Annotated in this window: 25 protein-coding genes; 13 read left to right on the forward strand and 12 right to left on the reverse strand. The window is 56.5% G+C overall.

Annotated elements, in window-relative coordinates:
- Positions 1-62: 62 nt before the first annotated feature.
- Genes M495_RS17690 through M495_RS17705 form a run of 4 tightly spaced genes read left to right on the forward strand, consistent with a single transcriptional unit; the run spans position 63 to position 2,411 of the window.
- The gene (locus M495_RS17690) at positions 63-428 is read left to right on the forward strand and encodes an ArsC family reductase (RefSeq protein WP_020828045.1); all 366 of its coding nucleotides are present in this window, start codon (positions 63-65) and stop codon (positions 426-428) included.
- Positions 425-1,552, forward strand: coding sequence for a succinyl-diaminopimelate desuccinylase (gene dapE, locus M495_RS17695; protein ID WP_020828046.1), 1,128 nt, complete (start codon positions 425-427; stop codon positions 1,550-1,552). The genes M495_RS17690 and dapE overlap by 4 nt, the downstream gene beginning before the upstream one ends.
- Positions 1,549-2,223 (forward strand): M15 family metallopeptidase, encoded by a 675-nt coding sequence (locus M495_RS17700; RefSeq protein WP_020828047.1) that lies wholly within the window; start codon positions 1,549-1,551, stop codon positions 2,221-2,223. The genes dapE and M495_RS17700 overlap by 4 nt, the downstream gene beginning before the upstream one ends.
- A gap of 2 nt (positions 2,224-2,225) precedes the next feature.
- Positions 2,226-2,411: a YpfN family protein gene (locus tag M495_RS17705; RefSeq protein ID WP_020828048.1), complete on the forward strand. Its 186-nt coding sequence runs from the start codon at positions 2,226-2,228 to the stop codon at positions 2,409-2,411.
- A gap of 28 nt (positions 2,412-2,439) precedes the next feature.
- Here M495_RS17705 and ypfH read toward each other — a convergent pair whose 3' ends face one another.
- The 6 genes from ypfH to dapA form a co-directional block, all read right to left on the reverse strand.
- Positions 2,440-3,129 (reverse strand): esterase, encoded by a 690-nt coding sequence (gene ypfH / locus M495_RS17710; protein WP_020828049.1) that lies wholly within the window; start codon positions 3,127-3,129, stop codon positions 2,440-2,442.
- 117 nt (positions 3,130-3,246) lie between these two features.
- A complete protein-coding gene (locus tag M495_RS17715; RefSeq protein WP_020828050.1) occupies positions 3,247-5,259 on the reverse strand; it encodes a tRNA(Met) cytidine acetyltransferase TmcA in 2,013 nt (670 codons plus the stop codon).
- Positions 5,260-5,313: 54 nt separating this feature from the next.
- Positions 5,314-6,180, reverse strand: a complete 867-nt coding sequence (gene ypfJ / locus M495_RS17720) for a KPN_02809 family neutral zinc metallopeptidase (RefSeq protein WP_012146218.1) — start codon at positions 6,178-6,180, stop codon at positions 5,314-5,316.
- 437 nt (positions 6,181-6,617) lie between these two features.
- A complete protein-coding gene (gene purC, locus M495_RS17725; protein WP_020828051.1) occupies positions 6,618-7,331 on the reverse strand; it encodes a phosphoribosylaminoimidazolesuccinocarboxamide synthase in 714 nt (237 codons plus the stop codon).
- A gap of 249 nt (positions 7,332-7,580) precedes the next feature.
- A complete protein-coding gene (bamC, locus tag M495_RS17730; RefSeq protein WP_020828052.1) occupies positions 7,581-8,633 on the reverse strand; it encodes an outer membrane protein assembly factor BamC in 1,053 nt (350 codons plus the stop codon).
- 16 nt (positions 8,634-8,649) lie between these two features.
- Entirely contained in the window at positions 8,650-9,531 is an 882-nt protein-coding gene (gene dapA / locus M495_RS17735) for a 4-hydroxy-tetrahydrodipicolinate synthase (RefSeq protein ID WP_020828053.1), read from the reverse strand.
- A 110-nt stretch (positions 9,532-9,641) separates the two neighbouring features.
- Between dapA and M495_RS17740 the strand changes: the two genes are divergently transcribed.
- Positions 9,642-10,247 (forward strand): glycine cleavage system transcriptional repressor, encoded by a 606-nt coding sequence (locus M495_RS17740; protein ID WP_197022814.1) that lies wholly within the window; start codon positions 9,642-9,644, stop codon positions 10,245-10,247.
- A gap of 2 nt (positions 10,248-10,249) precedes the next feature.
- The gene (gene bcp, locus M495_RS17745) at positions 10,250-10,714 is read left to right on the forward strand and encodes a thioredoxin-dependent thiol peroxidase (protein WP_020828055.1); all 465 of its coding nucleotides are present in this window, start codon (positions 10,250-10,252) and stop codon (positions 10,712-10,714) included.
- 43 nt (positions 10,715-10,757) lie between these two features.
- On the opposite strand, the gene M495_RS17750 is transcribed toward bcp, so the two are convergent.
- The 3 genes from M495_RS17750 to M495_RS17760 form a co-directional block, all read right to left on the reverse strand.
- Positions 10,758-11,828 carry an AI-2E family transporter gene (locus M495_RS17750; protein WP_020828056.1) on the reverse strand — a complete coding sequence of 357 codons (1,071 nt, stop codon included), beginning with the start codon at positions 11,826-11,828 and terminating at the stop codon, positions 10,758-10,760.
- Between the two features lie 258 nt (positions 11,829-12,086).
- Positions 12,087-14,285 carry a TonB-dependent receptor gene (locus M495_RS17755; protein WP_020828057.1) on the reverse strand — a complete coding sequence of 733 codons (2,199 nt, stop codon included), beginning with the start codon at positions 14,283-14,285 and terminating at the stop codon, positions 12,087-12,089.
- Between the two features lie 59 nt (positions 14,286-14,344).
- Complete coding sequence (locus M495_RS17760; RefSeq protein WP_020828058.1) at positions 14,345-15,430, reverse strand: YncE family protein; 1,086 nt, start codon at positions 15,428-15,430, stop codon at positions 14,345-14,347.
- Between the two features lie 351 nt (positions 15,431-15,781).
- On the opposite strand from M495_RS17760, the gene M495_RS17765 reads away from it, so the two are divergent.
- A complete protein-coding gene (locus M495_RS17765) occupies positions 15,782-16,210 on the forward strand; it encodes a TOBE domain-containing protein (RefSeq protein WP_020828059.1) in 429 nt (142 codons plus the stop codon).
- Between the two features lie 60 nt (positions 16,211-16,270).
- Here M495_RS17765 and M495_RS17770 read toward each other — a convergent pair whose 3' ends face one another.
- Positions 16,271-16,888 carry a LysE family translocator gene (locus M495_RS17770; RefSeq protein ID WP_041415579.1) on the reverse strand — a complete coding sequence of 206 codons (618 nt, stop codon included), beginning with the start codon at positions 16,886-16,888 and terminating at the stop codon, positions 16,271-16,273.
- 200 nt (positions 16,889-17,088) lie between these two features.
- On the opposite strand from M495_RS17770, the gene M495_RS17775 reads away from it, so the two are divergent.
- A complete protein-coding gene (locus M495_RS17775) occupies positions 17,089-17,544 on the forward strand; it encodes an Lrp/AsnC family transcriptional regulator (RefSeq protein WP_020828061.1) in 456 nt (151 codons plus the stop codon).
- A gap of 29 nt (positions 17,545-17,573) precedes the next feature.
- Entirely contained in the window at positions 17,574-17,780 is a 207-nt protein-coding gene (locus M495_RS17780) for a DUF2767 family protein (RefSeq protein ID WP_020828062.1), read from the forward strand.
- Positions 17,781-17,886: 106 nt separating this feature from the next.
- Here M495_RS17780 and M495_RS17785 read toward each other — a convergent pair whose 3' ends face one another.
- Together M495_RS17785 and M495_RS17790 are read right to left on the reverse strand one after the other, a co-directional pair.
- A complete protein-coding gene (locus M495_RS17785) occupies positions 17,887-19,095 on the reverse strand; it encodes an NAD(P)/FAD-dependent oxidoreductase (protein ID WP_020828063.1) in 1,209 nt (402 codons plus the stop codon).
- Between the two features lie 145 nt (positions 19,096-19,240).
- Positions 19,241-19,783, reverse strand: a complete 543-nt coding sequence (locus M495_RS17790; RefSeq protein ID WP_041415582.1) for an RrF2 family transcriptional regulator — start codon at positions 19,781-19,783, stop codon at positions 19,241-19,243.
- Between the two features lie 386 nt (positions 19,784-20,169).
- Between M495_RS17790 and bepA the strand changes: the two genes are divergently transcribed.
- From bepA to M495_RS17810, 4 genes are all read left to right on the forward strand, one after another.
- Positions 20,170-21,639 (forward strand): beta-barrel assembly-enhancing protease, encoded by a 1,470-nt coding sequence (gene bepA / locus M495_RS17795; protein ID WP_020828065.1) that lies wholly within the window; start codon positions 20,170-20,172, stop codon positions 21,637-21,639.
- A gap of 22 nt (positions 21,640-21,661) precedes the next feature.
- Positions 21,662-22,015, forward strand: coding sequence for an arsenate reductase (glutaredoxin) (gene arsC / locus M495_RS17800; RefSeq protein WP_020828066.1), 354 nt, complete (start codon positions 21,662-21,664; stop codon positions 22,013-22,015).
- 199 nt (positions 22,016-22,214) lie between these two features.
- Positions 22,215-22,445: a hypothetical protein gene (locus M495_RS26050; RefSeq protein ID WP_020828067.1), complete on the forward strand. Its 231-nt coding sequence runs from the start codon at positions 22,215-22,217 to the stop codon at positions 22,443-22,445.
- A 12-nt stretch (positions 22,446-22,457) separates the two neighbouring features.
- Complete coding sequence (locus M495_RS17810; protein ID WP_020828068.1) at positions 22,458-22,997, forward strand: helix-turn-helix transcriptional regulator; 540 nt, start codon at positions 22,458-22,460, stop codon at positions 22,995-22,997.
- Positions 22,998-23,001 lie beyond the last annotated feature (4 nt).

Here is a 23,001-nt window from a genome sequence, read left to right on the forward strand (position 1 = left end):
GCCCCGGCGGTTTACCACCGGCCACACGCGCCGGTGTGGGTTGCAGAGAAGGTTCTTACTCCATGACGTTGACCATGTACGGCATCAAAAATTGTGACACCATCAAAAAAGCACGCCGCTGGCTGGAAGAACAGGGCGTGGCTTATCACTTTCACGACTACCGCGCCGACGGGCTGGACGAACAGCAACTGCGTGGTTTTGTCGAACTTTTGGGCTGGGAACCGCTGCTGAACACTCGCGGCACCACCTGGCGCAAACTGGACGAAGCGCAGCGCAACGCCTGCGATAATGCCGATGCGGCCATCGAACTGATGCTGGCCCAGCCGGCCATCATCAAGCGCCCGCTGCTGAGCGACGGCAAGGGGCATGCTCTGCTCGGTTTCAACACCGACAGCTATCAGCAATTTATTTCCGAGGTGGCAGCATGACTTGCCCGGTAATCGAACTGGCCCAACAACTGATCAAACGTCCTTCCCTCAGCCCGCACGACGAAGGCTGTCAGGCGTTGATGATTGAACGTCTTGAAGCCATCGGCTTCACCGTTGAGCCTATGCCTTTCGGCGATACCCTGAATTTTTGGGCCTGGCGTGGCGAGGGGCAAACTCTGGCATTTGCCGGCCACACCGACGTGGTGCCGACCGGCGACGAAAAACGCTGGGACAACCCGCCGTTTGAACCGACCATCCGCGACGGCATGCTGTATGGCCGCGGCGCGGCGGACATGAAAGGTTCGTTGGCAGCCATGGTAGTGGCGGCCGAGCGCTTTGTGGCCGCCAATCCGCACCATCAGGGGCGCCTGGCATTCCTGATCACCTCCGATGAAGAGGCCAGCGCAACCCACGGCACGGTGAAAGTGGTCGAAGCCCTGATGGCACGCAACGAGCGTCTGGATTACTGCCTGGTCGGCGAGCCGTCCAGTACCGAACGCGTTGGTGACGTGGTGAAAAACGGCCGTCGTGGCTCTATCACCGCAAACCTGCACATCCACGGCATTCAGGGCCACGTCGCCTACCCGCACCTGGCGGATAACCCGGTACATCGCGCCATGCCGGCGCTTAATGAGCTGGTGGCGATAGAATGGGATCGCGGCAATGAATTCTTCCCGCCGACCAGCATGCAGATCGCCAACGTGCAGGCCGGTACCGGCAGCAACAACGTGATCCCCGGTGAGATGTTCGTCCAGTTCAACTTCCGTTTCAGCACCGAATCGACCGATGCGACGATCAAACAACGCGTGGAAGAGCTGCTCGAGCGTCATCAACTGAACTACAGCATCGAATGGCGTCTGTCTGGTCAGCCGTTCCTCACTGCGCGCGGCGCATTGGTGGATGCGGTGGTTAATGCCGTCGAACATTATTCTGAGCTGACGCCGCAGTTGCTGACCACCGGCGGGACTTCTGACGGTCGCTTCATCGCCCAGATGGGGGCGCAAGTGGTTGAGCTGGGCCCGGTAAACGCCACCATCCATAAGGTTAACGAATGCGTACACGCGGCCGATCTGCAACTGCTGAGCCGCATGTATCAACGCATCATGGAGCAATTGATCGCATGATCACGCCAGAAATGCTGACCGGGCGCTCGACCGACCATCTGGCGCCGCTAAGCGGTAACCACCGCATGCAGCCTGCCGCAGTGGCCGCGTTTCTCGCCATGCAGCAAGCGGCGCATGCCGCCGGGTTCAATCTGCAACCCGCCAGCACATTTCGCGATTTTGAACGGCAACAGGCGATCTGGAATGGAAAATTCTGCGGCGAGCGACCAGTATTAGATAAGGACAGCCGACCGATCGACATCACGCCGCTGTCTGACGCCGAGCGCTGCGAAGCGATCCTGCGTTGGTCGGCCTTGCCGGGCGCCAGCCGCCATCACTGGGGCAGCGACCTGGATGTCTATGACCCCGCACTGTTGCCCGAAGGGCAAAAGCTGCAGCTGGAGCCGTGGGAATACGAACAAGGCGGTTACTTTTACCCGCTTAATCAGTGGATGACGGAACACATGGGCGAATTTGGCTTTTATCGTCCGTTCACCGAAGACGGCGACGGCGTGGCGGTGGAGCCCTGGCACCTGAGCTACCGCCCGCTGGCGCAGGAAGCCGAACATCTGCTGACGCCTGCGCTGCTGTTGGCGGCCTGGAAAGATAAGGATATTGCCGGTGCTCAATGGCTTGAAGCCCATCTGCCAGCGATATTTTCGCGTTTTATACGCGCTGAAGGAAAGGAGTGAATATGGAATGGTTAGCTGACTACTGGTGGATTATCCTGCTGATTCTAGTAGGGATGATCATCAGCGGGATCAAAGAACTACGCCGCGTCGACGTGAAAGGCTATCTGGCCGATAAGCCGAAGCTGCCGCCGCACCGCGATAACAACGCCGAGTGGGATGACGAAGACGACTGGCCGAAGAAAAAATGACATCAGGGCGCATTATGCGCCCTGAAGCTTATTTAAAGGCGATCAAGTCGCCGCGCTTGCCGAACATAGCCTCTTCCCAGTAGCGCTGCGGCACGTAGTAATGCAGCCGTTCAAGCGCGCTGTCCATCATGTCCTGATTGATGGCATGCCCCACGCCCTCTTCCACGTCCAGCGTAAAATCGACGCCGTTGGCCTGCAGCCTTTCCGCCGCCGCCTGGGCATGTTGCACTGAAATCACCGCATCCTGCTCACCGTGGATCAAATGCACCACGCTGTCACCGAACGCCTGGTCGGGCAGACTGGCAAAGCGCCCGCTGAAAGCCACCACGCGGCCGGCCAATTTAGGCTCCGCCTTCAGAGCTTCCAGCGCCATGATAGACCCCTGAGAGAAGCCCACCAACGCCGTGCCGGCGTCATTCACGCCGCTGTGTTGCTGCCAGTAACGCACGGTTTCAATAAACAGTGGCATCACTTCAGCAATGCGCTCAACGCGATTTTCTTCGGTGACGTCCTGCACTGAAAACCACTGGCGGCCGCTGCCGTTACCAAAAGCAGAGGGGCCACCCACGCTGACCACCAGCGCCTGCGGGAATTCTTTAGCGAAATAACGGCCAATTTCCCCCATTGCCACCGGGGTATCGCCGACACCGTGAAACAGCAGGATCAGCTGCGCAGCCGGTGTTGCCGGGCTCTGGACAACGAAATGCTCATGTTTCATCGGTGACTCCTCGTGTGATTAAGATCCTGTCCGGCGCCAGATGCCCCGGTTTCTGCCAGCTACTATACGCCGCTGAGAAATCAGGAAAATCGGGTTTTATTGAGCAACATCTTCAATTTATTGCAACGACTGGGACCACGCTTTCCAGCGCAGACCGTGCTGCGCATCCAGCTGTTCGAGCGCCAGTCCTGCCTCGTGTCGCCAGCGGCGCAGCAAGGCTTTCTGCCCGCTAAACCCTAGCCGTTCCACGCAGACTGCCGGCGCCAGCGACTGCTGCAGATGCATCCGCAGTGCGGGCAATGATAGCGTACTGGCCAACAGTAAGCGTTGCAGTGCCCCGAGGCTGGCCTCCAGCGGCCGATGCGCGAAGGCAAATCCTGCCAGCTCACGCCAGTCGTCCTCCCCTAGCTGCGTATCGCCGTCGTCTCCGGGGATCTCTATCTGCAGATCAATACGCGGCTGCAACCAGCGCCAGTCACGTGCCAGGTGTTTATGGGCGGCATGGCGCAACGCCTCGCCCTGTTCGCTCAGCGGCAGGATCGCCATCGCGGTGTAACAACCACTACTGGCCTCTGTCTTGCTGCCGATACGAGCCAGTTCAAAACCGCAAGATTGCCAGAAACGCCACAGCGGCTCGGTATAGCCAAAGCTGACCGAGAGATAATCCAGCCCCTGTGCTTGCTGGCGCTGCCGAGCAATGAGATCGCGGGCAATGCCCTGTTGACGCAGTGCGGGTAACACCGCAATGCGGGTGATGCGCCGCGAACGTAGCGTAGGTGCCCACCACTGGCCCCCGTGCGCCGCCAGCGATTGTGCCACCAGGTTGCCACGCGGACGCCGTCGACCGGCCCAGACTTCGTGTGCCAGTTCGGCGCTCAGCCCGCCTTCTTCCACCAGCCACAGGGCGCCGACAACCTCATCGTCTACCTGAGCCAAACCAAAGTGCATGCCCGGCGCATCCATCAACCGCCGTAAGTCCAGTGGTGAAGTACGGTAATGGGCACTGCTCAACAAAGCGTAAAAACGCGCTAACCTTTGCGGATCGGCGCACAGCATGGCTTGCTCAGCCCCGCTGATGCTCACCGGCTTATCCGTTACCGGCCAGCAGGGTTGCTCGTTAAACAGCAGCGCGTTATCTATAATGCGCTCCAGCGCATCGCCCTGCGCCCAACGCATCGGTTGATCTAACCCCAATGGCTGGAACGCGGGCAGTCCGGCGCAGAATTTCAGTAAAAAACCCCGGCCGGTGCCTTCATAACCCTGCACCGTGGTGGTCAGCAAAACGCGCGGGAAATAGCTCACCAACTGCTGCAACAGTGGGCCAGGTATCGCCGCCGCTTCGTCCACCAGCAACCACCCTACGTCACTGACGTCCTGTTCGCGGCAATGGGCCAACAGCGCATCCGGTGCCCAGAATTGCGCACGTCCCTGTGCCCATTCGGCGGCGACTTCGGTGGCGGCGCGGCTCGGTCCGACCAACCAGCAGGTCTGCGAGGTGTTCGCCACCAGCATCCCCGCTACCGTTGACTTGCCGCGACCGCGTGCGGCGGTCAAAACCCAAATGCCCGACGCCGCGCTCAGTAATTGCGCCAGCAGCCGCTGCTGCTCGGCGGTGGGTTGGCCGTCTGGTGCCTGCCACTGTGGACGCAGCGGCAATGGCGCCAGCGTCAGCGCCTCACCCTGCCGCCAGACGGTGACTTCGCTGTCCGCCGTCAGATGCCGCTGCAGATGATGAATAAAATTTGGGGTGGTGATCGGTTGTGGGCAATCGCTCCAGCGCAGGCTGTCGTCATCCGGTTGCTGAGGCCACTGCTGCCACGGCGGCGTCAGCAACAGCAGCCAACTGCCGGCTCGCAGCGTGCCCGACAGCGCGGCCAGGGCTTCAACGTCCAGCCCTTTCGTCGCATCAAACACCGCGTGCAGGCGCTCTTGCCCCAGCAGCGTCCGCACCGCACCGCTCGCCAAGGCCTGCAGGCCCGGCGGCGGGTTTTCCCCTACCCACGGCCAGTCACCCGGCAGGGTACTCGCCAGTTGTAGCGCCTGCTGGCGACACCATTGCGGCTCGCCACTGATCACCAGCAGGCGCCTGATGCCCTGCTGCTGCATAAGTTGTTGCATTGCCAGTAACATAACCGTGGATCCAGACCTGAAAAAAATGCCGGAGTCAGGCTCCGGCATGGCATGTTAACGGGATGCGAAGGTGTTGCAGGTGTTCGGATCGCCGCTGTCGAAGCCCTGTTTAAACCAGGTGTAGCGCTGCTGCGAAGTACCGTGGGTGAAGCTGTCCGGCACCACCCGTCCCTGCCCTTGCTGCTGCAAACGGTCGTCGCCGATCGCCTGCGCGGCGTTCAATGCCGCCTGCAAGTCGCCCTCTTCCAACATCTGCTGTTTCTCGGCGTATTTGCCCCACACGCCGGCAAAGCAGTCCGCCTGCAGTTCCATTTTCACCGACAGGCGGTTCACTTCCGCCTGGCTGGCACCCTGCTGCATTTGGCGCACTTTCGGCTCGATACCCAGCAGGTTCTGCACATGGTGGCCGACTTCGTGCGCCACTACGTAGGCCTGGGCAAAGTCACCGCCGGCACCCAGCTTGGTTTTCATATCCTGATAGAACGACAGGTCGATATACACCGTTTTGTCACCCGGGCAATAGAACGGCCCCATCGCCGCCTGACCGGTACCGCAACTGGTGCGCGTTACGCCACGATACATCACCAGTTTGGGTGGCTGATAGGTTTTGCCCATACGCTGGAAAACTTCTTTCCAGTTATCTTCGGTAGACGCCAGCACCACCGAGGTAAATTTAGCCAGTTCATCGTCTTTTGGACTGATGCTGGCGCTTTGTTGCTGAGTTTGCGGGCTCACGTCCCCACCGTTCAACAGCGGCGAGAGATCGATGCCGTAATAGCCGGCCACCAACACCACCACCAGAATGGCGATACCGCCTTTGCCGCGAGGAACACGAAAGCCGCCACCGCCGCCACCCAGACCTGAAGACTGCCCGCGACGATCCTCAACATTGTCACTTTCCCGACGCCCTTGCCAACGCATAAATAAACTCCAGATTAGGTTTTTGTCATTGTACGCAATACCCAAAATAATTGGAGTTGCATCAAGGCGGCAAATGAGTGAATCCCGATGAACTTACTCATGTAAGTGATTCGGGTGAACGAGTGCAGCCAACACAGATGCAGCTTCAAGTATGCCGGGTATTATCATTATAAGTGCTGAGCAGCGGAGGAAATGTAGAATTTTTCCGGAAATGCAGTCAGAGAGAAATATTGCGGGAAGTTAACGGGGCCGAACGGCTCCGTGAGACTGCTGACAAACAGAGAATGTTTGGCGGCAGGCGCTAAAGGTTTTGAAAATAAATCTGGAAAATCAATTTATTGATTTTCGGCTGATAACACAAAGGGGGAAAAACCACGCTTTATCCCCCTTTGTCAAAATCTGACGGGGCCGGATGACCCCGTAGAGCGCGACAACGCTTAGTCGAGCTTGACGCCGATGCGACGGGCCACTTCTTCATAGGCTTCGATCAAGCCACCCAGGCTCTGGCGGAAGCGGTCTTTATCCATCTTGTCCAGGGTGTTTTTATCCCACAGGCGGCTGCCGTCCGGCGAGAACTCATCGCCCAGCACCACTTCACCGTTGAACAGGCCGAACTCCAGCTTGAAGTCGACCAGGATCAGGCCCGCGTCGTCAAACAGCTTGCTCAGCACGTCGTTTGCCTTGTAGCTCAGCTCGCGCATACGCGCCAGGTGCTCTTTGTTCACCCAGCCGAAGGTTTCACAGTAGGATTCGTTGACCATCGGATCGTGCATGGCATCGTTTTTCAGGAACAGGTCGAACAGCGGCGGGTTCAGTACCAGGCCTTCTTCGATGCCCAGACGCTTCACCAGTGAACCGGCAGCGCGGTTGCGGATCACGCATTCGACCGGCACCATGTCCAACTTCTTCACCAGCACTTCGTTGTCTGACAGCAGGCGTTCCATTTGCGTCGGGATGCCGGCCTCTTCCAGTTTGCTCATAATGAAATGGTTAAACTTGTTGTTCACCATGCCTTTGCGATCGAACTGCTCAATGCGCTGACCATCCAGTGCTGACGTATCGTTGCGGAACTCCAACACCAGCAAATCAGGGTTTTCGGTGGTGTAGACGGTTTTTGCCTTTCCGCGATACAACTCAGCTAGCTTTTGCATCTTACATACTCCAATAAAGAATTGTTTTAAAAATGCTTTAACACACAGGCGTGATATACCCAAAATAATTGGAGTTACAGCAAGGCGGCAGGTGCGGGACTCCCCGCGAGCTTACTCAAGTAAGTGACAGGGCGAATACACGTAGCCAACACGGTTGTAGCTTCAAAAATGATGGGTATATTGTGCCAAAACTGCGACGCAAACGATACCGTATTGTTCAAAGAAAAAGGGGCCGTAGCCCCTTTTCAATCAGTTAACGCTGGTTTTACTGAATGCTGCCTGGAAGGCCGCCACCAAGCCGTCGTTTTGCGACTGGGTCAATGGCTTCCCTTTAGGATCGATAAATTGCAGGCTGGTGCGGTTGTTCAAGTCCCCGACCTGCAGTTTGTAATCGCCCTCTTTCAGTTCAGGATCCTTGGCGCCCAACGCATCCCAATCGCTACCGCTCAGGGATTTGTAGGTGACGGCGACGGTGCCCTGCGGACGGCTGCGGTCACCCACTTTCATCCCCAGTTTCTCCAACGCCGCAGGCAGGCGATCCCATACCACGGTGTAAGGGCCGCGCACTACCAGCATCGGCAGGCCGGTGTCATCAGCGCTGCTCTGCACGTCCAGCGCGCCGAAGCGGTTGGCCGTCTGGCTGCTTGCCAGGTTGTCCTGCTTGTCCAGGCCTTCAACGATGGTGTTCATCATCATGCCGTTGTAGCGCTGCACTTCTGACGGGTCGGTAATCTGTTCGGTTTTACCCTGCTGCTGCAGGCCCACGGTTTTCACCGTCAGCGCCTGCTGGTAACCCTGCTGCTGTACGCTGATCTGGTAGCGGCCTTCGTACTGGTTGTCTTCATCCAGACGGTTCCACTTCACCCAGTCGGTGGTCAGCGTCTGACCGGCGTCCTGACGTGAGGCGATTGCGATATTTTTCGTCTGCAGCATGCTGACAACGCGCGACCACAGGTTCTGGTTCTGCGGGTTGTTTTCCAACAGCAGCGTACCGCTGTCGCCGGCATATTGCGCGCGTGAACCGCTCAGCAACGCCAGTGGCTGCACCGGCGGACGAATATCCAGTTGCTTGCCGACGCCGCCTTTCAGCGTGGTGGCCGGAACATCATAATTACCGCTTTGCACCGGCAGGATCATACCGGCTGGTGCGTTCAGTGGCTTGAGCACCGACGCATCGAGGTAAGACTCATCGCCGCTCACCTGGCGTTTGTAACGCTGATCGGTGGTGCAGGCGGCCAGCATCATAACCAGCGAAATACCCACGACTTTTGCTACCGTCGACTTTTGCAATGAATAAACCATCAAATTTCCCTTAGAGTTACAGCAAACCGGCGCTTTTCAACGCGCGTTCCACTACCGGACGGGCAGCGTCGGTCAACGGCGTCATAGGCAGACGCATCGTATCGGTTGCCATCAATCCCAATGCCTTACAGGCCCATTTCACCGGAATTGGGTTTGCTTCTACAAACAAATCCTGATGCAACGGCATCAAGCGCTGATTTAAGCGGCGTGCTTCAGCAAAGTCGCCCTGTGCTGCCAGCGCGCAAAGCTGCGCCATTTCACGCGCCGCCACGTTGGCCGTCACGGAAATCACCCCTTTGCCGCCCAGTTGCATGAAATCCAGACCGCTGGCGTCATCGCCGCTCAGCAAAATGAAATCTTCATCATCAACCAGCACTTGGATCTGACTTACACGACTTAAGTTCCCTGTTGCCTCTTTAACAGCAACAATATTCTTAATTTTTGCCAAACGCGCAATCACCGGCGGCAGCATGTCACACCCGGTGCGCGAAGGCACGTTATAGAGGATCTGCGGCAGTGCGGTGCTTTCGGCAATCGCCTTGAAGTGCTGGTACAGCCCTTCCTGAGTCGGTTTGTTGTAGTAAGGCGTGACCGTCAGGCAACCCACTACGCCGGTATTTTCAAAGCGCTGGGTCAGCGAAATGGCTTCGGCGGTGGCGTTGGCGCCGGTACCTGCGATCACTGGAATACGGCCTGCGGCCAGTTCCAGCGTCTGCAATACCACGTCAACGTGCTCGTCATGGGCAAGCGTTGCGGACTCGCCGGTAGTCCCTACGGAAACGATGGCCGCAGTTCCACTGGCTACATGATAATCAATCAATTTTTTTAGGCTCGCGCGATCGACAGCACCTGTGTCGTCCATCGGCGTAACCAGTGCAACAATACTTCCCGTAAACATTGGCCGTCCCCTCCACAAACAAGTCACTCATGGTACTTTTGCTGCCTATCCAAAAGCAAGCAAACAACGGCGTTGTAAGCGCTTGGCAGGCGGTTTTTTTTATGTTTACCATGGTAACCCCATTGAGCACGACAGGAAGCTCCATTTTGCCTAAGCCAGATGAACACTATCTCGTGATTACCGCGCTCGGCGCCGATCGCCCCGGAATCGTCAATGCCATCACCCGCCACGTCAGCAGCTGCGGGTGCAATATCGAAGATAGCCGTCTGGCCATGCTGGGTGAAGAGTTCACTTTCATCATGCTGCTTTCCGGCAGTTGGAACGCCATTACCCTGATCGAATCAACCCTGCCGCAAAAAGGCGCGGAGCTGGAGCTGCTGATTGTGATGAAGCGCACCAACTCACACGAAAGGCCACCGATGCCGGCCACGGTGTGGGTGCAGGTTGAGGTGAAAGACTCGCCGCACATCATCGAACGCTTTACCGATTTGTTCGACTCCAGCCAGATGAACATTGCCGAGCTGGTATCGCGCACCCAGCCTGCGGAAGGCGACCTGCCGCCGCAGCTGTATATCCAGATCACCGCGCACAGCCCCGGCAATCAGGATGCCTCAAATATTGAACAAGCCTTTCATCGCCTATGTACAGAATTGAAAGCACAAGGCAGTATTAGCGTTGTGAACTATCCACAGCATGATGAGAAAGATGGAGAGTAGTGATGAGCCCATTGAAAGCCGGTGACACAGCGCCGAAGTTTAGTTTGCCTGACCAGGACGGTGAGGAAATTAATTTGGCCGACTTCCAGGGACAGCGAGTGCTTGTTTATTTTTATCCCAAGGCGATGACGCCGGGCTGTACCGTACAGGCCTGCGGTTTGCGGGATAACATGGATGACTTGAAAAAAGCGGGTGTCGAAGTTCTGGGCATCAGCACGGATAAACCAGAGAAACTGTCGCGTTTTGCCGAGAAAGAGTTGTTAAACTTCACGTTGTTGTCTGATGAGGATCATCAGGTGGCGCAGCAGTTCGGCGTTTGGGGTGAGAAAACCTTCATGGGGAAAACCTATGACGGCATCCACCGCATCAGCTTCCTGATCGACGCCAAAGGCAAGGTTGAAAAAGTGTTTGATGATTTTAAGACCACCAATCATCACGACATCGTTCTGGATTACCTGAAACAATAATTCTCACGAAGCGCAGCGACCTGCTGCGCTTCGTTATCCACGCTTATTCCTGTTCCGTTTCTACCCGCAGTTCGTCCGGCCAGGCATGAATAACCGCCTTCACCAAGGTTGCCAGCGGGATAGCGAAGAACACGCCCCAAAAACCCCACAGCCCGCCAAAGATAATCACCGACAGAATGATCACCAGCGGATGCAGGTTGACCGCCTCAGAGAACAGAATCGGCACCAGCAGGTTGCCATCCAGCCCCTGCACCACCAGATAGGCGACGATCAGCGTCCAAAAATCGGCGCCAACACCCCATTGGAACATCGCCACCACCACCACCGGAATGGTCACCAGAACCGCACCGATATAGGGGATCAGCACCGAAAAACCGACCAGCACCGCCAGCAGCAGCGAATAGCGCATATCGAGAACCGCGAACACCAGATAGGTCGCCACCCCGACGATCACCATCTCCAGCACCTTGCCGCGAATATAGTTGGTGATCTGCTGGTTCATTTCGATCCACACCTGCCCGGCCAGCCCACGGTTGCGTGGCAGTACCCGGCGCACGGCATTGAGCATCTGTTCCTTGTCCTTCAACAGGAAGAACATCATCATCGGGACCAGGATCAGATAAATCGCCAGCGTCAGCAGGCCTACCAGCGACGCCAGCGAGAATTTCACCACCGACTCGCCCATGCCCGACAGGCGTCCGCGCAGGTTCTCTGCCATCATGTCGATGATGCCGGCATCCACCAGCGCCGGGTAACGCTTCGGCAGCGTCGCGGCGAAGTTATAGAACTGGTTGAGCATGCCCGGCAGATCGGTCATCAGGTTGATGCCCTGTTGCCAGGCGGTCGGCGCCACCACGAAGACCAGCAGCATCGCGATACCGGCAAACAGGATCATCACCATGCTTGCCGCCCAATTTCGCGAACAGCCGATGCGCTGCAACCGCGCGGTTGGCCACTCCAGCAGATACGCCAGCACGATGGCCACCAGCAGCGGGGTCAGAATACCATGCAGAAAATAGAGAATGAGGAACCCGGCGAGCAGGATCACCAACAGCGCGATGGCTTGCGGATCGGTGAAGCGGCGGCGGTACCACTGTAATAACATCTCCAGCATCAGAGAGGGCTCCTAGAGGTTTGACTGGCAGGCATTGCTGTTCCTGTAATAAGTATTATTGACCCTACGCTGGCCAAGCCAAAAAGAGGAAAGGCTGAAGGCCGGGCATTCAGCGTATGGTTGTACCATGCCGCCCCTTTGCCATCCAGCGATTGTCGGCACAGACCGGGGGAAAGAAAACGATCGATTTACCGCGGGGAAAGTCGCGGCGGTTTAACGGTGAGTCAAACCGCCGCTATGCCATCAGGCCTGAGAAGATCAGAAGTCGTAAGTCAGCGAGGCTTTAAGGGTGCGCGATTGCCCCTGGAAGATATAGGTGCCGTTGCTCTCCACGCTGGACCAATACTTCTCGTTGGTGACGTTATCCACGCCAACGCGCCAAACCATGGTGTTTTGATCCGCGTTCATGCGCATCCGGTAACGCACACCGAGATCCAGCGTGGTGTAACTGTCGAGTTTCCTGGTGTTCGCCGCGTCGGCAAACTGCGAGCCGGTATGGCGAACCCTGGCGGTCGCAGTCAGGCCTTCAACCGGTTGGATGTCATACTCGGCGCCCATCACCATATAGAAATTCGAAACGCCGATAGCATCCTTGCCGTCGTTGGTGCCATTTTTGGTTTTGGTCAGCTCAGGCGACAGCCAGGTGGTGCTGCCGTTAAGGCGCAACCCGAGCATCGGCTCACCGAACACGTTCAGTTCCACGCCGCGGTTACGTTGCTCGCCATCCAGCGCATAATAATTCTCGCTGTTGAGCATGGCTGAAGGCTTCTTGATTTCAAACAGCGCCAGCGAACCGCCCACGCGCTCGAAATCGACCTTCACCCCCACTTCATTTTGTTTGGAACGGGCAATACCGGTGCTCTGGCCAAAGTTCGTGGCTTCCTTCGGCGCGTTGCTCCCCGGCTGCAGAGCTTCGGTGTGGTTGGCGTAGAGCGACACTTCTTCCCACGGCTTGTAGACCAGACCAAAGGTCGGCATCCAGCGGCTTTGGGTATAACGGGACGAGGTGTCCTCCAAGCCGGTGGCGTTGCTGTAGTTGCGCACCACCACTTTCTGATGGCGCGCCGCTGCGGTAAACAGCACCCGATCGCTAAAGAACCCCAAAGTATCGCTGAACAGCCAGCCCTGGGTGCGATTACGGGCGGTGGTTAACGGATCGGAATAGTTGCCGCCAAAGTAAGCGTTATCCGGCACCGCCACATCGTGATTGTCATAAATATTGGTCGTCGGGTTGTTGGCCGACATGCGCCAGGCGGTTTTGTCGCGTTTGATTTGCGCAGAATAACCCAGGTTCACCTTGTGCGAGACATCCCAGGTATTGAATTCGCCGCTGACCCCGGCCATGCCGCTGAACGCATCGATAATGCGGTTGGTGTCCAGACGCCCTACCGTGGCGTCGCCGTTGGCATTGATCAGCTTGGGTGCGCTGTAGAGCCCGGTTTCATGAGCATGCTGCGCGCCCAACCCGGTATAAATTTTCCAGCGTTGAGTGAGGTCGTATTCCGCCTTCACCATACCGAATTCGTTTTCGATATCGCTGTAGCCCCATTTCTGGCTGTAGTTTTTGGTCGGATCCGGCACGGCTGGAATAAAGTCGACGCCGCTGATGTTGACCCCCATGGTTCCACCGTGGAAGGTCTTCTTCTGGTAGCCAAAATCCAGCGAAGTGCGGAAGCGATCGCCACGGTAATCCAGTCCCACCGAGGCCAGCGTGGTACGGCGTTTGTCGTCGTTGACGGCAGCTTCACCTTCGCGGTGCACCAGGTTCACCCGCGCGCCAAACTGGTTGTCGTCACCGAAGCGACGGCCTACATCCAGCTTGCCGCCGACCTGAGAGTCAGAGGTGTAATCGATGCCCACCTGCGTGGTAGGCGTCTCTTCCGCACGTTTGGGTTCGAGGTTAATCATACCGCCCACCCCACTGGTGGCTACGCCGTTCAGCAAGGCGTTAGCGCCTTTGAACACCTCCACGCGCTCCAGCATTTGGGTATCCATCACCTGACGCGGCACCACGCCCGACAGGCCGCCCATGGTCATGTCCTCACCATCCAACTGGAAGCCGCGAATGCGGTAGGTTTCGGCGAAGTTGCCGTAGCCCTGCACCGCCTGAACGCCTGCGTCATTGCTGATGACATCGGCAATGGTTTTCGCCTGTTGATCCTGCACCAGCTTCGCGGTGTAGCCGACCACGTTAAAAGGTACGTCCATGGCTTTTTGTTCGCCCAGCATCCCCAGACGTCCGCCATGCGCGATTTGTCCATCGAGATAAGCGGGAACCAGATCTTCGCCGCCGGCTTTAAAATCGCTCTCTTTGGTGGCCTGAACCACCAGGGTTTCTTCCTGATTTTTTTTGCTGCTTTCTGCCGGAGCGGCCAGCGCGCCCTGGCTTACCGCACCGATGGCCAGCGCCAATAACGTCAGGCGTTGCGGAAATGATGTTGAACTGGTGTTGTGCATAATTCACTCATGTATGAGGAGAAGTGGAACAAAATGGCCCGTTACCGGGCCGATAGAGCTTATTTATTTAAATCAATGCGAACGACGCTGTCCGGCCCCTGAGTAGAGTGATCCTTATTAAAGGGTTGCTTGACGGTGACAAACAGCACCTGGCCGTCTGGGGAAAGCTGCAGGCTGTTTGGATTTGGCGTTACCGCCCAGCTCTGTTTCACGGCATAGGTCGTGGCATTGAGGCTCAGCACCTTGCCGGACTCACGCTGCGAGAGGTAGATTTCATTGCGTTTGGCATTGAACAGCACTGCCAGAGAGTCGCCGACATCCAGCTGCTTGAGCAGTTTTCCACTATGAATATCCAGCACCAGCGTGGTTTTGGCTTTGGAATTGTCGGTCACAAACAGGCGCCCGGTTTCGCTGTCTTCCGCCAGGTTAAGCAGCAGCGCCGGCTTCTCGCCCAGTGGCTTCCAGCGTTTTTCGATTCGGTTGTTTTTCGGGTTGATGACCAGAATTTCACCGCTGCCGTTCGCGGCGTACAAACGCTGGGTTTGTTCCGAGTAATGCAGGCCGGTCATCCATTTGCCGGTGTTTTTGATCCGCGCTTTTAATTTCAGCGTGTTGGCGTCCACCACCCAAATCAACGCCGGGTCAGCCACAGCACCTACGTACAGCGTATCTTTGTGCAGCAGAATTTGGCGCGCGCCATACGGCAGCCCTTTCTCGTTGCGTTCGCTAAACAGAAAGCGGCCTTTCACTTTGCCGTCGGCGGTATTGATCGCGGTGATGCCGCCGTCCAGGGAGTTAGTGACATAAAGAGTTTTGCCATCCGGGGAGATCTGCATGGCGAAGTTTTTCAGATCGGTGTGGGTAGCGCCGAGCGTTTTCAGCGTTTTCGCATCCAGCTTATAAACCACCCCGCCCTGCACATCTTTAAAGCCTTCGGAACTGGCCACGTACAAGGCATCGCCCGCCGGCGACAGCGCCATCTCATACAGGCCATCCGCCAGATCGCGTCTAACCACGTTGTCGGCAGATTGAGCCGCCGCAGCGACAGGTTGGGCAATCGGAGAAGCGTCGTGTTGCTTAGGGGCGACGCAACCGCTCAGCGCCAGTGTCATCACCACGGCGAGCGCAGAAACTTTCATCTTCATCAGGAAATCCTTGGCCATATAAACTGATTGAGTGGAGGCTCTTGCGGATTATTTTTGGCTTTCTCAACAGGAGAAATGAGCCCCACCGTACGTCTCAATGTTTCCTTGTGAATGGGGTTCACTTTATCGCAGGCGGCTGGACCGCCTTAGCTGCGAATAACAAAGAGAATAATAATCATACTCATTACTTTTTTGGCGAGCAAATGTAATTGGTCATCTTGAACAGGGGAAAACGTCGTGCTGCGAATGCCCTCCGCCGCTCACAGAATTATCTCGCGACATTGGCAAACGCGGCGGGAAGTGGTCATGCTGTAAGGCCATCTCATCCTCATGTCTGACCAAGGAGAATTTATGTCAGTTTCAGCCCGTAACCAGTTATCCGGCATCGTGTCTGCCGTCGCTAAAGGCGCCGTAAATGACGAAGTGGAAATCACTTTGCCGGGCGGCGAGAAGTTAGTCGCTATTGTGACGGTACAAAGCCAGCAGTCGCTTGGCCTGGTCGCCGGTAAGGAAGCGGTGGCGCTGATTAAGGCCCCCTGGGTTATTTTGGCTTCGGAAGACTGCGGGCTGCGTTTCTCCGCCCGCAATCAATTCGCCGGGGAAGTCAGTGCAGTGGAGCAAGGGGCGGTGAACAGTACCGTGCACATTAAAACGGATGCCGGTTTCAAACTGACCTCGGTGATCACCAATGAAAGCCTGCAGGAGATGGCGTTAAAGAACGGGGCCCGTGTCATCGCTCTGGTCAAAGCCTCCTCCGTGCTGCTTGCCGTCAGGGTGTAGTTTCCAGGCCCTTTCAAGCCCGCATCGGCGGGCTTTTTAGTGAGGTAACTGCCTGAGACATTACTTTATCCCCTGCTCGACAAGCAGCCCGACGGCGATCAACACCATGGCCGCGCCGGAAAAACGGCTGACAACCCGAGCAGCCTGCGGGCGCGTCTGCAGTACCGACTGCGAGCCATACCCCACGATCAAATAAACCACCCCGCAGCTGATCAGATGCAACAAGCCAAGCGCGAGAATTTGGTTCGGGATCGACCAACTGGCACCTGCATCGGTGAACTGAGGCAGTAAAGCCAAAAATAGCAGGAATACCTTGGGGTTCAGGCCACTGACGCAAATGCCCTTGCCGGCCCAACGCAACCAGGAGCCGGACGCCTGCGCATCGCTGGCGCTCGGCGTCGGGGGATGGCGCAGCATGTTGATGCCAATCCACAACAGGTAGCCGGCCCCCAGCAGGGTGAGCGCCGTGAGGGCCATAGGATTGCCTGTCACCAAAGCGCCCACGCCTGCCGCCACGATCGCTATAGCGATAAGGTGCCCACACAGCAACCCTACTACTGCAGGCACCACCACCCGCCCACGGATACCGGCCGAGATGATGTACGCCCAGTCCAACCCCGGCGTGATAACGAACAGAATCGAAACGGCCCAGAAAGCCGCAAAAATGGCGAGCGTCATAAATATCGCCCCCGCCACCGACACCCGGCAGTCTGGCTTATCCATTTCATCACTTCGCGTTCCTCCGCTGGACAGCGTTAACAGGCCAAAAGCCATTTATGTCCAAAGTTGTTCAATTATTGAAAAGAATATCCCCAAGTTGTTAGAATGTGGTTTCAATTATTTGCTTATAAATCGCAAATTGAGGGAAATTTTTCCAAATGGACAAGATTGACCGCAAAATCCTTGCTGAACTTCAGTTTGATGGGCGTCTTTCTGTTACCGACCTGGCTGACCGAATTGGGCTGAGCGTTTCCCCCTGCCACCGCAGGGTGCGAGCGTTGGAACAATCTGGCGTGATCAGAGGCTATCGTGCTCACCTCGATCCCGGCAGTCTGGGCTTTAACTTTTCCGCGCTGGTTTTCGTCACCATGCGGGAAGGGGATCGCCAGGCTGTTGAAGCCTTCGAAAACGCCATGGTGGATATTCCCCAGGTTATCCAGGCGCAGCGATTGTTCGGCGATCCCGACTACCTGTTGCATGTCATCGCCCGCGATTTACCGGCTTTTCAGCGGCTTTACGACGAACAGCTTTCCGCCCTGCCTGGCGTTCAACGCCTGACCTCCACGCTGGTGATGAAAAGCGTGGTGCAGGACCGGCCCTTTCTGCCGTTGTAGATCCCAATCAAATCCAGAAGGATACAGTTATGAACAGTGGTTTCGAGGACTCAAAGGCCTTGTACATCGGCATATGCACGGTGGTAGGCGATGCCTTTCTGGCGTTGGCCAATGAAGAGCATGAAACGCAAAAAGCGGACGTGATCAATGAGCTTAAAACGGCGATCACCCGCGAAGGTCGTGATGTCAATTTGGATGAAGCGCGCGAATTGGCGATTGAGTGGCTGGAGCGATAAGTAGCGCCGGTTACCTTGCTTTTACGGGCGTTACCAGGGTCATTACCGCGCTCTGGGCTGCCGTTCTGGTGAAAAAAATGGGAGCGTCTCCGCTCCCATAGGGTATTCAGGGCACAATCACGTAGTCGGGATTGGCAACGGCGAACAACGCCTGCCGATCCGCTGCCGGTGGATAAATCCACTGCGTATTGATTTCCTGTTTGATCTTTTTGCCCTCTTCACGCGTAAAGCGCACCTGACGATCCCAACCTTCGGTGTAGAGCGCGCCCCAGGCTCCAAGATCAAGACAGGTCACATACTTTGGCTGGCTGTAAGGGTGCAGCGGCAAACCTACCAGTTCCGCTGCGGCATTATGGCCCGCTACACGGCCCAGACTCATCGCATGCTGGCATGTCATCAGGTTGTGATTGCCCAGCTCGTCGGTCGCTGCCTTGACCGTGTCCCCGCTAACAAACACGCCGTCCGCCGCAGGCGCGTGCAGGAAGGCATCACCGACAATACGTCCGGCACTGTCGCGCTCACCCGGGATTTGCTCAACTAATGGATGCGCCCGTACCCCGGCGGCCAGAATCACCGTATCGGTGGCGATGCGCTCACCGCTAGACAAGGTCACACTGCCTGCGTCAATAGCCGTAACGCGAACCCCGGCTCGAGACTCAACGCCACATTCTTCCAGTGCCTGGCGGATCACCACGGCAGGTTCAGCCCCCATGCCGGCGCCAACCTCGGCCGCCGTATCGACAATCACCACGCGAATATCAGCCTGGTTGCCCAAAATGGCACGTAAGCGCATCGGCATTTCAGCAGCGCTTTCCAGCCCGGTAAGCCCACCACCGACCACCACCACGGTATTGCGTGCCGGGGTCTCAGGTTGAGTCGCCAACGCTTTTAAATGGGCATCCAGCCGTTGCGCGCTTTGCAGCGTATCGACATTAAAACCATGCTCGGCAAAACCGGCGACCGCAGGCACGAACAGTTTGCTGCCGGTTGCCAGTACCAGCCGGTCATACGCCAACTGAAGTTTTTTCCCTTCGACGCTCTCCACCACCAGCGTCTTGTTTTCACCGTCTATCTGCTCAACCAGACCGGCCAAATGACGAACGCCAATCGCAGCGAGCTGTGCCGAAATGTCCGGGCTCATATTTTCCAGTACGGCTTCGTACAATCTAGGGCGGATGGTGACGTTCGGGGTCGGCGAAACCATCGTCACCTCAACGCTCTGTTCCTTACCGGCAAGCGCTACGGCTCGCATGGCGGAGACAGCGGCCCAAAACCCGGCAAAACCAGAACCGGCGATCACTATTTTCTGCGTCATGGAATGACTCCTTCAAATACCTGTTGTCGAGCGCCTGACGTATTTTTCAGGCGAGTTTTACCGCTGCCCCCTGAAAAAGGGTGCAGAAGGGTGACCGCCTGTGGCACACAGGCGGGTAAAAAGCATCAGAAAAATGACGGGGGCGTTATTGCGGTTTGGCGCGAGGGGGCTTGCCGCTGCGAGTCGTACGCTCGCTCAGGCGTTCATCAAGCCAGATATTGACCTCGCCAAAGAACCCTTCCGGCGCCTTGCGCCCAAAACGAGAGGCGACAGTGCCCAGTGTTTGTAGCGCCAGCGCATCGCGCATGGCCTTTTCGGCCTGCAGCATCACCGCATGGATCGCACACTTGCCTGATATGGCCCAGTCAGGCGGGTTATCATCGAATACCGCGCAGCGACCGCGGACTTCCTGACAATCGAACAACGGCTTGTGTCCTTCAATGGCATCGATAATCTCCAGGAAAGTGATCTCCTCTGCCGGACGGGCCAACCGATACCCACCGCGCACGCCTTCACTGGCAGCGACGATCCCCGCCTTCTCCAGCTTGGGGAAAATCTTGGCCAGGAAACTGGGTGAAATTCCCTGCAGTTCCGCGAGATCGCGACTGCTTAACGCGCGTTGATCCTCGCCGACCAACCAAAGCAAGCAGTGGATGCCGTATTCAACGCTGGTAGTGATGTAAGCCATATTGGGTTTGCGCTGCACTCTTGAATTCAATAACGCAGACTATATTAGTCCACGTTTATTCTGTCAATTAAAGCACGGACAAACTTTGTCTTTGTTTTTTTGTGAGTGGCGAAAAAGCGGTATCGACGAGGCCCAAGGACGTTGATCATCAAGCGAAGATTCAGAAATGAAAAATCAAACAATTCTGTCTGATTATTGCCGAACACAAGTTTCCTTGTCGTCTTCGGCTGACTATGATGTTATCTGCCGACAGGGCGCCGCAATGCGTGCATTTTTGTGAGCCAACACGCTTTCGCACTGATTGTTTTGGCGAGTCCGGCAAGGAAGAAGAACTCTTGTGTGATGCTGACGTCTTAGAGATGACTATTTAAGGGAAAGGCCTGACTATGACCACCCGGTTGACCAAAACAGCGATTGCAGTACTGTTGCTCGGCACACTCAACGCCACGGCGCTGGCGCCGGTGCAGGCGGAAACCCAGGATCAACTGCCGGATATGGGCACCTCTGCGGGTGGCACCCTGAGTATTGGCCAGGAAATGGCGATGGGTGATTTCTACGTGCGTCAGCTTCGCGCCAGCGCGCCCCTGATCAACGATCCCCTACTCACACAATATATTAACCAATTGGGTAACCGGTTGGTGGCGAGCGCCTATTCGGTACGCACGCCGTTTCATTTTTATCTGGTGCGCAACGACGAGATCAACGCCTTCGCCTTCTTTGGCGGTAACGTGGTGTTGCACTCAGCCCTGTTCCGCGAAACCGACAACGAAAGCCAACTCGCCTCGGTATTGGCGCACGAAATCTCGCACGTGACTCAACGCCACCTGGCGCGTGCGATGGAAGACCAGCAACGCAACGCCCCGCTGACCTGGGTAGGTGCCCTTGGCTCCATCCTGCTGGCAATGGCCAACCCGACCATGGGGATGGCGGCGTTGAGCGGCACTCTGGCCGGCACCCAGCAAGGCATGATCAGCTTTACCCAATCGAACGAACAGGAAGCCGATCGTATTGGCATTCAGGTGCTGCAACGCGCCGGGTTCGATCCTGAAGCCATGCCCGACTTTTTGCAAAAGCTGTCCGATCAGTCACGCTACGCCTCCAAACCGCCGGAAATGCTGTTGACCCACCCCCTGCCCGACAGCCGCCTGTCCGATGCGCGCAACCGCGCCAACCAGATGCCCAAGCACCTGGTGCAATCGACGCAGGATTATCTGATGGCCAAGGTGCGTTCGCTTGGTATGTACAGCTCAGAGGGGTACGGCCTGCGTGAAGAGCTGCTCGATACTTACAGCAAAGGTAACGTACGCGAGCAGACGGCAGCCAAATATGGCCGCGCCATTTTGTTCTACGAGGCCAAAAAGTATGACGATGCCCGTAACATCATTCAGCCACTGCTGACGCAAGATCCGAAAAACGTCTGGCTGATCGATCTAATGACCGATATCGACCTCGGTCAGAAACGTGCTCCGCAGGCGATTGCCCGTCTGCAGGCCGCCAATGCCGCTCAAAGCAACAACCCGGTGCTGCAACTCAACCTGGCCAACGCCTACGTGGAAGGTAACCAACCGGCGCAGGCGTCAAAAATTCTCAACCGTTACACCTTCGCCCATCCGGACGATCCCAACGCCTGGGATCTGCTGGCGCAGGCCAGCGCCGCACAGGGGCTACGCGATGAAGAGCTTTCCGCCCGTGCCGAAAGCCTGGCCCTGACCGGCCGTCTCGATCAGGCTATTGGGTTGCTCAGCAATGCCAGTTCACTGCAAAAACTCGGCAGTCTGAAACAGGCGCGTTATGATGCTCGCATCGACCAACTGCGCCAGTTGCAACAGCGTTTCCGCCAGTACCAGCGCAGCTGATTTTCATAAAGGATGAAGTTAAATGAAAAACGTCACTATTTACCACAACCCACGCTGCTCCAAGAGCCGTGAAACCCTGGCGCTGTTGGAACAGCATGGCGTGACGCCCGACGTGGTGCTGTATCTGGAAACGCCACCGTCGGTAGACCAACTGAAGAAACTGCTGAAAGAACTGGGTTTCAGTTCCGCACGCGAGTTAATGCGCAAAAAAGAAGATCTGTACAAGGCATTGAAGCTGGCGGATGAAAGCCTGAGCGAAGCCCAACTGTTGCAGGCGATGGTAGACAATCCAAAGCTGATTGAGCGTCCCATCGTGGTCAAAGGCACCCAGGCACGCATCGGTCGGCCACCGGAACAGGTGCTGGAGATTTTGTAAGTCTCCCGGCACTTTATTGAGCAACATTATGATAATAGCCCTTACCTGGGCTATTTTTAATTGATTGTTATATAAATACTTTTCATCATCCCCCTGAGTCCTGACTGATATTATCCTCCCGGTGTGTTGTATTAATGCACAGCCAGCGTTGACATATGTCAACAGCTAAAATATCCTCAATAAAGACGGCAGGCAGGTGATGAAAAACCATCCTAATAAACATATTCAGGCTGCGTTAGCCTATGCCATTTCGCAGGGTTGGTTATTTCGCGCCAGTAATGGACATGCGTTCGGCCGCCTCCAGTGCGCTCTTCCTCAGCACAGGGAGCATATGATGAGTATCTGGTCTACGCCGAAGAACCCAGAACAACATGCCAAACAGATACGCCGTAAAGTCGATGAATGTCTGGCTCTTTCCCAGAAAGGATAAAGGAGGTCCATCATGGCGCTCTATAATTTCTCGTTAACACTCTCCGGTGTGACGTCGCAAACTCCGGGTTTGGAAGATGCTCTCTACGCCAGTGGTTGCGATGACGGGTTGATTTGTTTCTATGGCAAAGCGGTTTACGTGGAGTTCGATAGAGAAAGCGATAGCTTCGCCAACGCCATTCTTGGGGCCATCAAAAATATCGAATCCGCCGGTCTGGGCGCGCAGGTAATGGCAGTCGACTCTCATCTGGTAGGATTAAGTGATATCGCAGCACTCACCGGCATGTCTCGGCAAGCTATCGCGATGCTAAAGGACGGTACTCGCGGCTCTGGAGACTTCCCTTCTCCCATTCAAAGGCTTAAGGGGTCATCCCCTTTGTGGCGTTGGCATAGCGTTGCGGCCTGGTTGGCAAGCAAGGGGAAAATTGGCCAGGCACTGGCCGAGAATGCGCAGTATCTGGAAAATATCAATTTAGCGTTGCAGCTCCGGGCCAACAATCAACGCAGCCAGATCGATAGCTACGTAACCCTGCTGGAGCACGGCGAGAATTGAGCCT

Origin of the sequence: Serratia liquefaciens ATCC 27592 (assembly GCF_000422085.1) — a bacterium.
Classification (GTDB): domain Bacteria; phylum Pseudomonadota; class Gammaproteobacteria; order Enterobacterales; family Enterobacteriaceae; genus Serratia; species Serratia liquefaciens.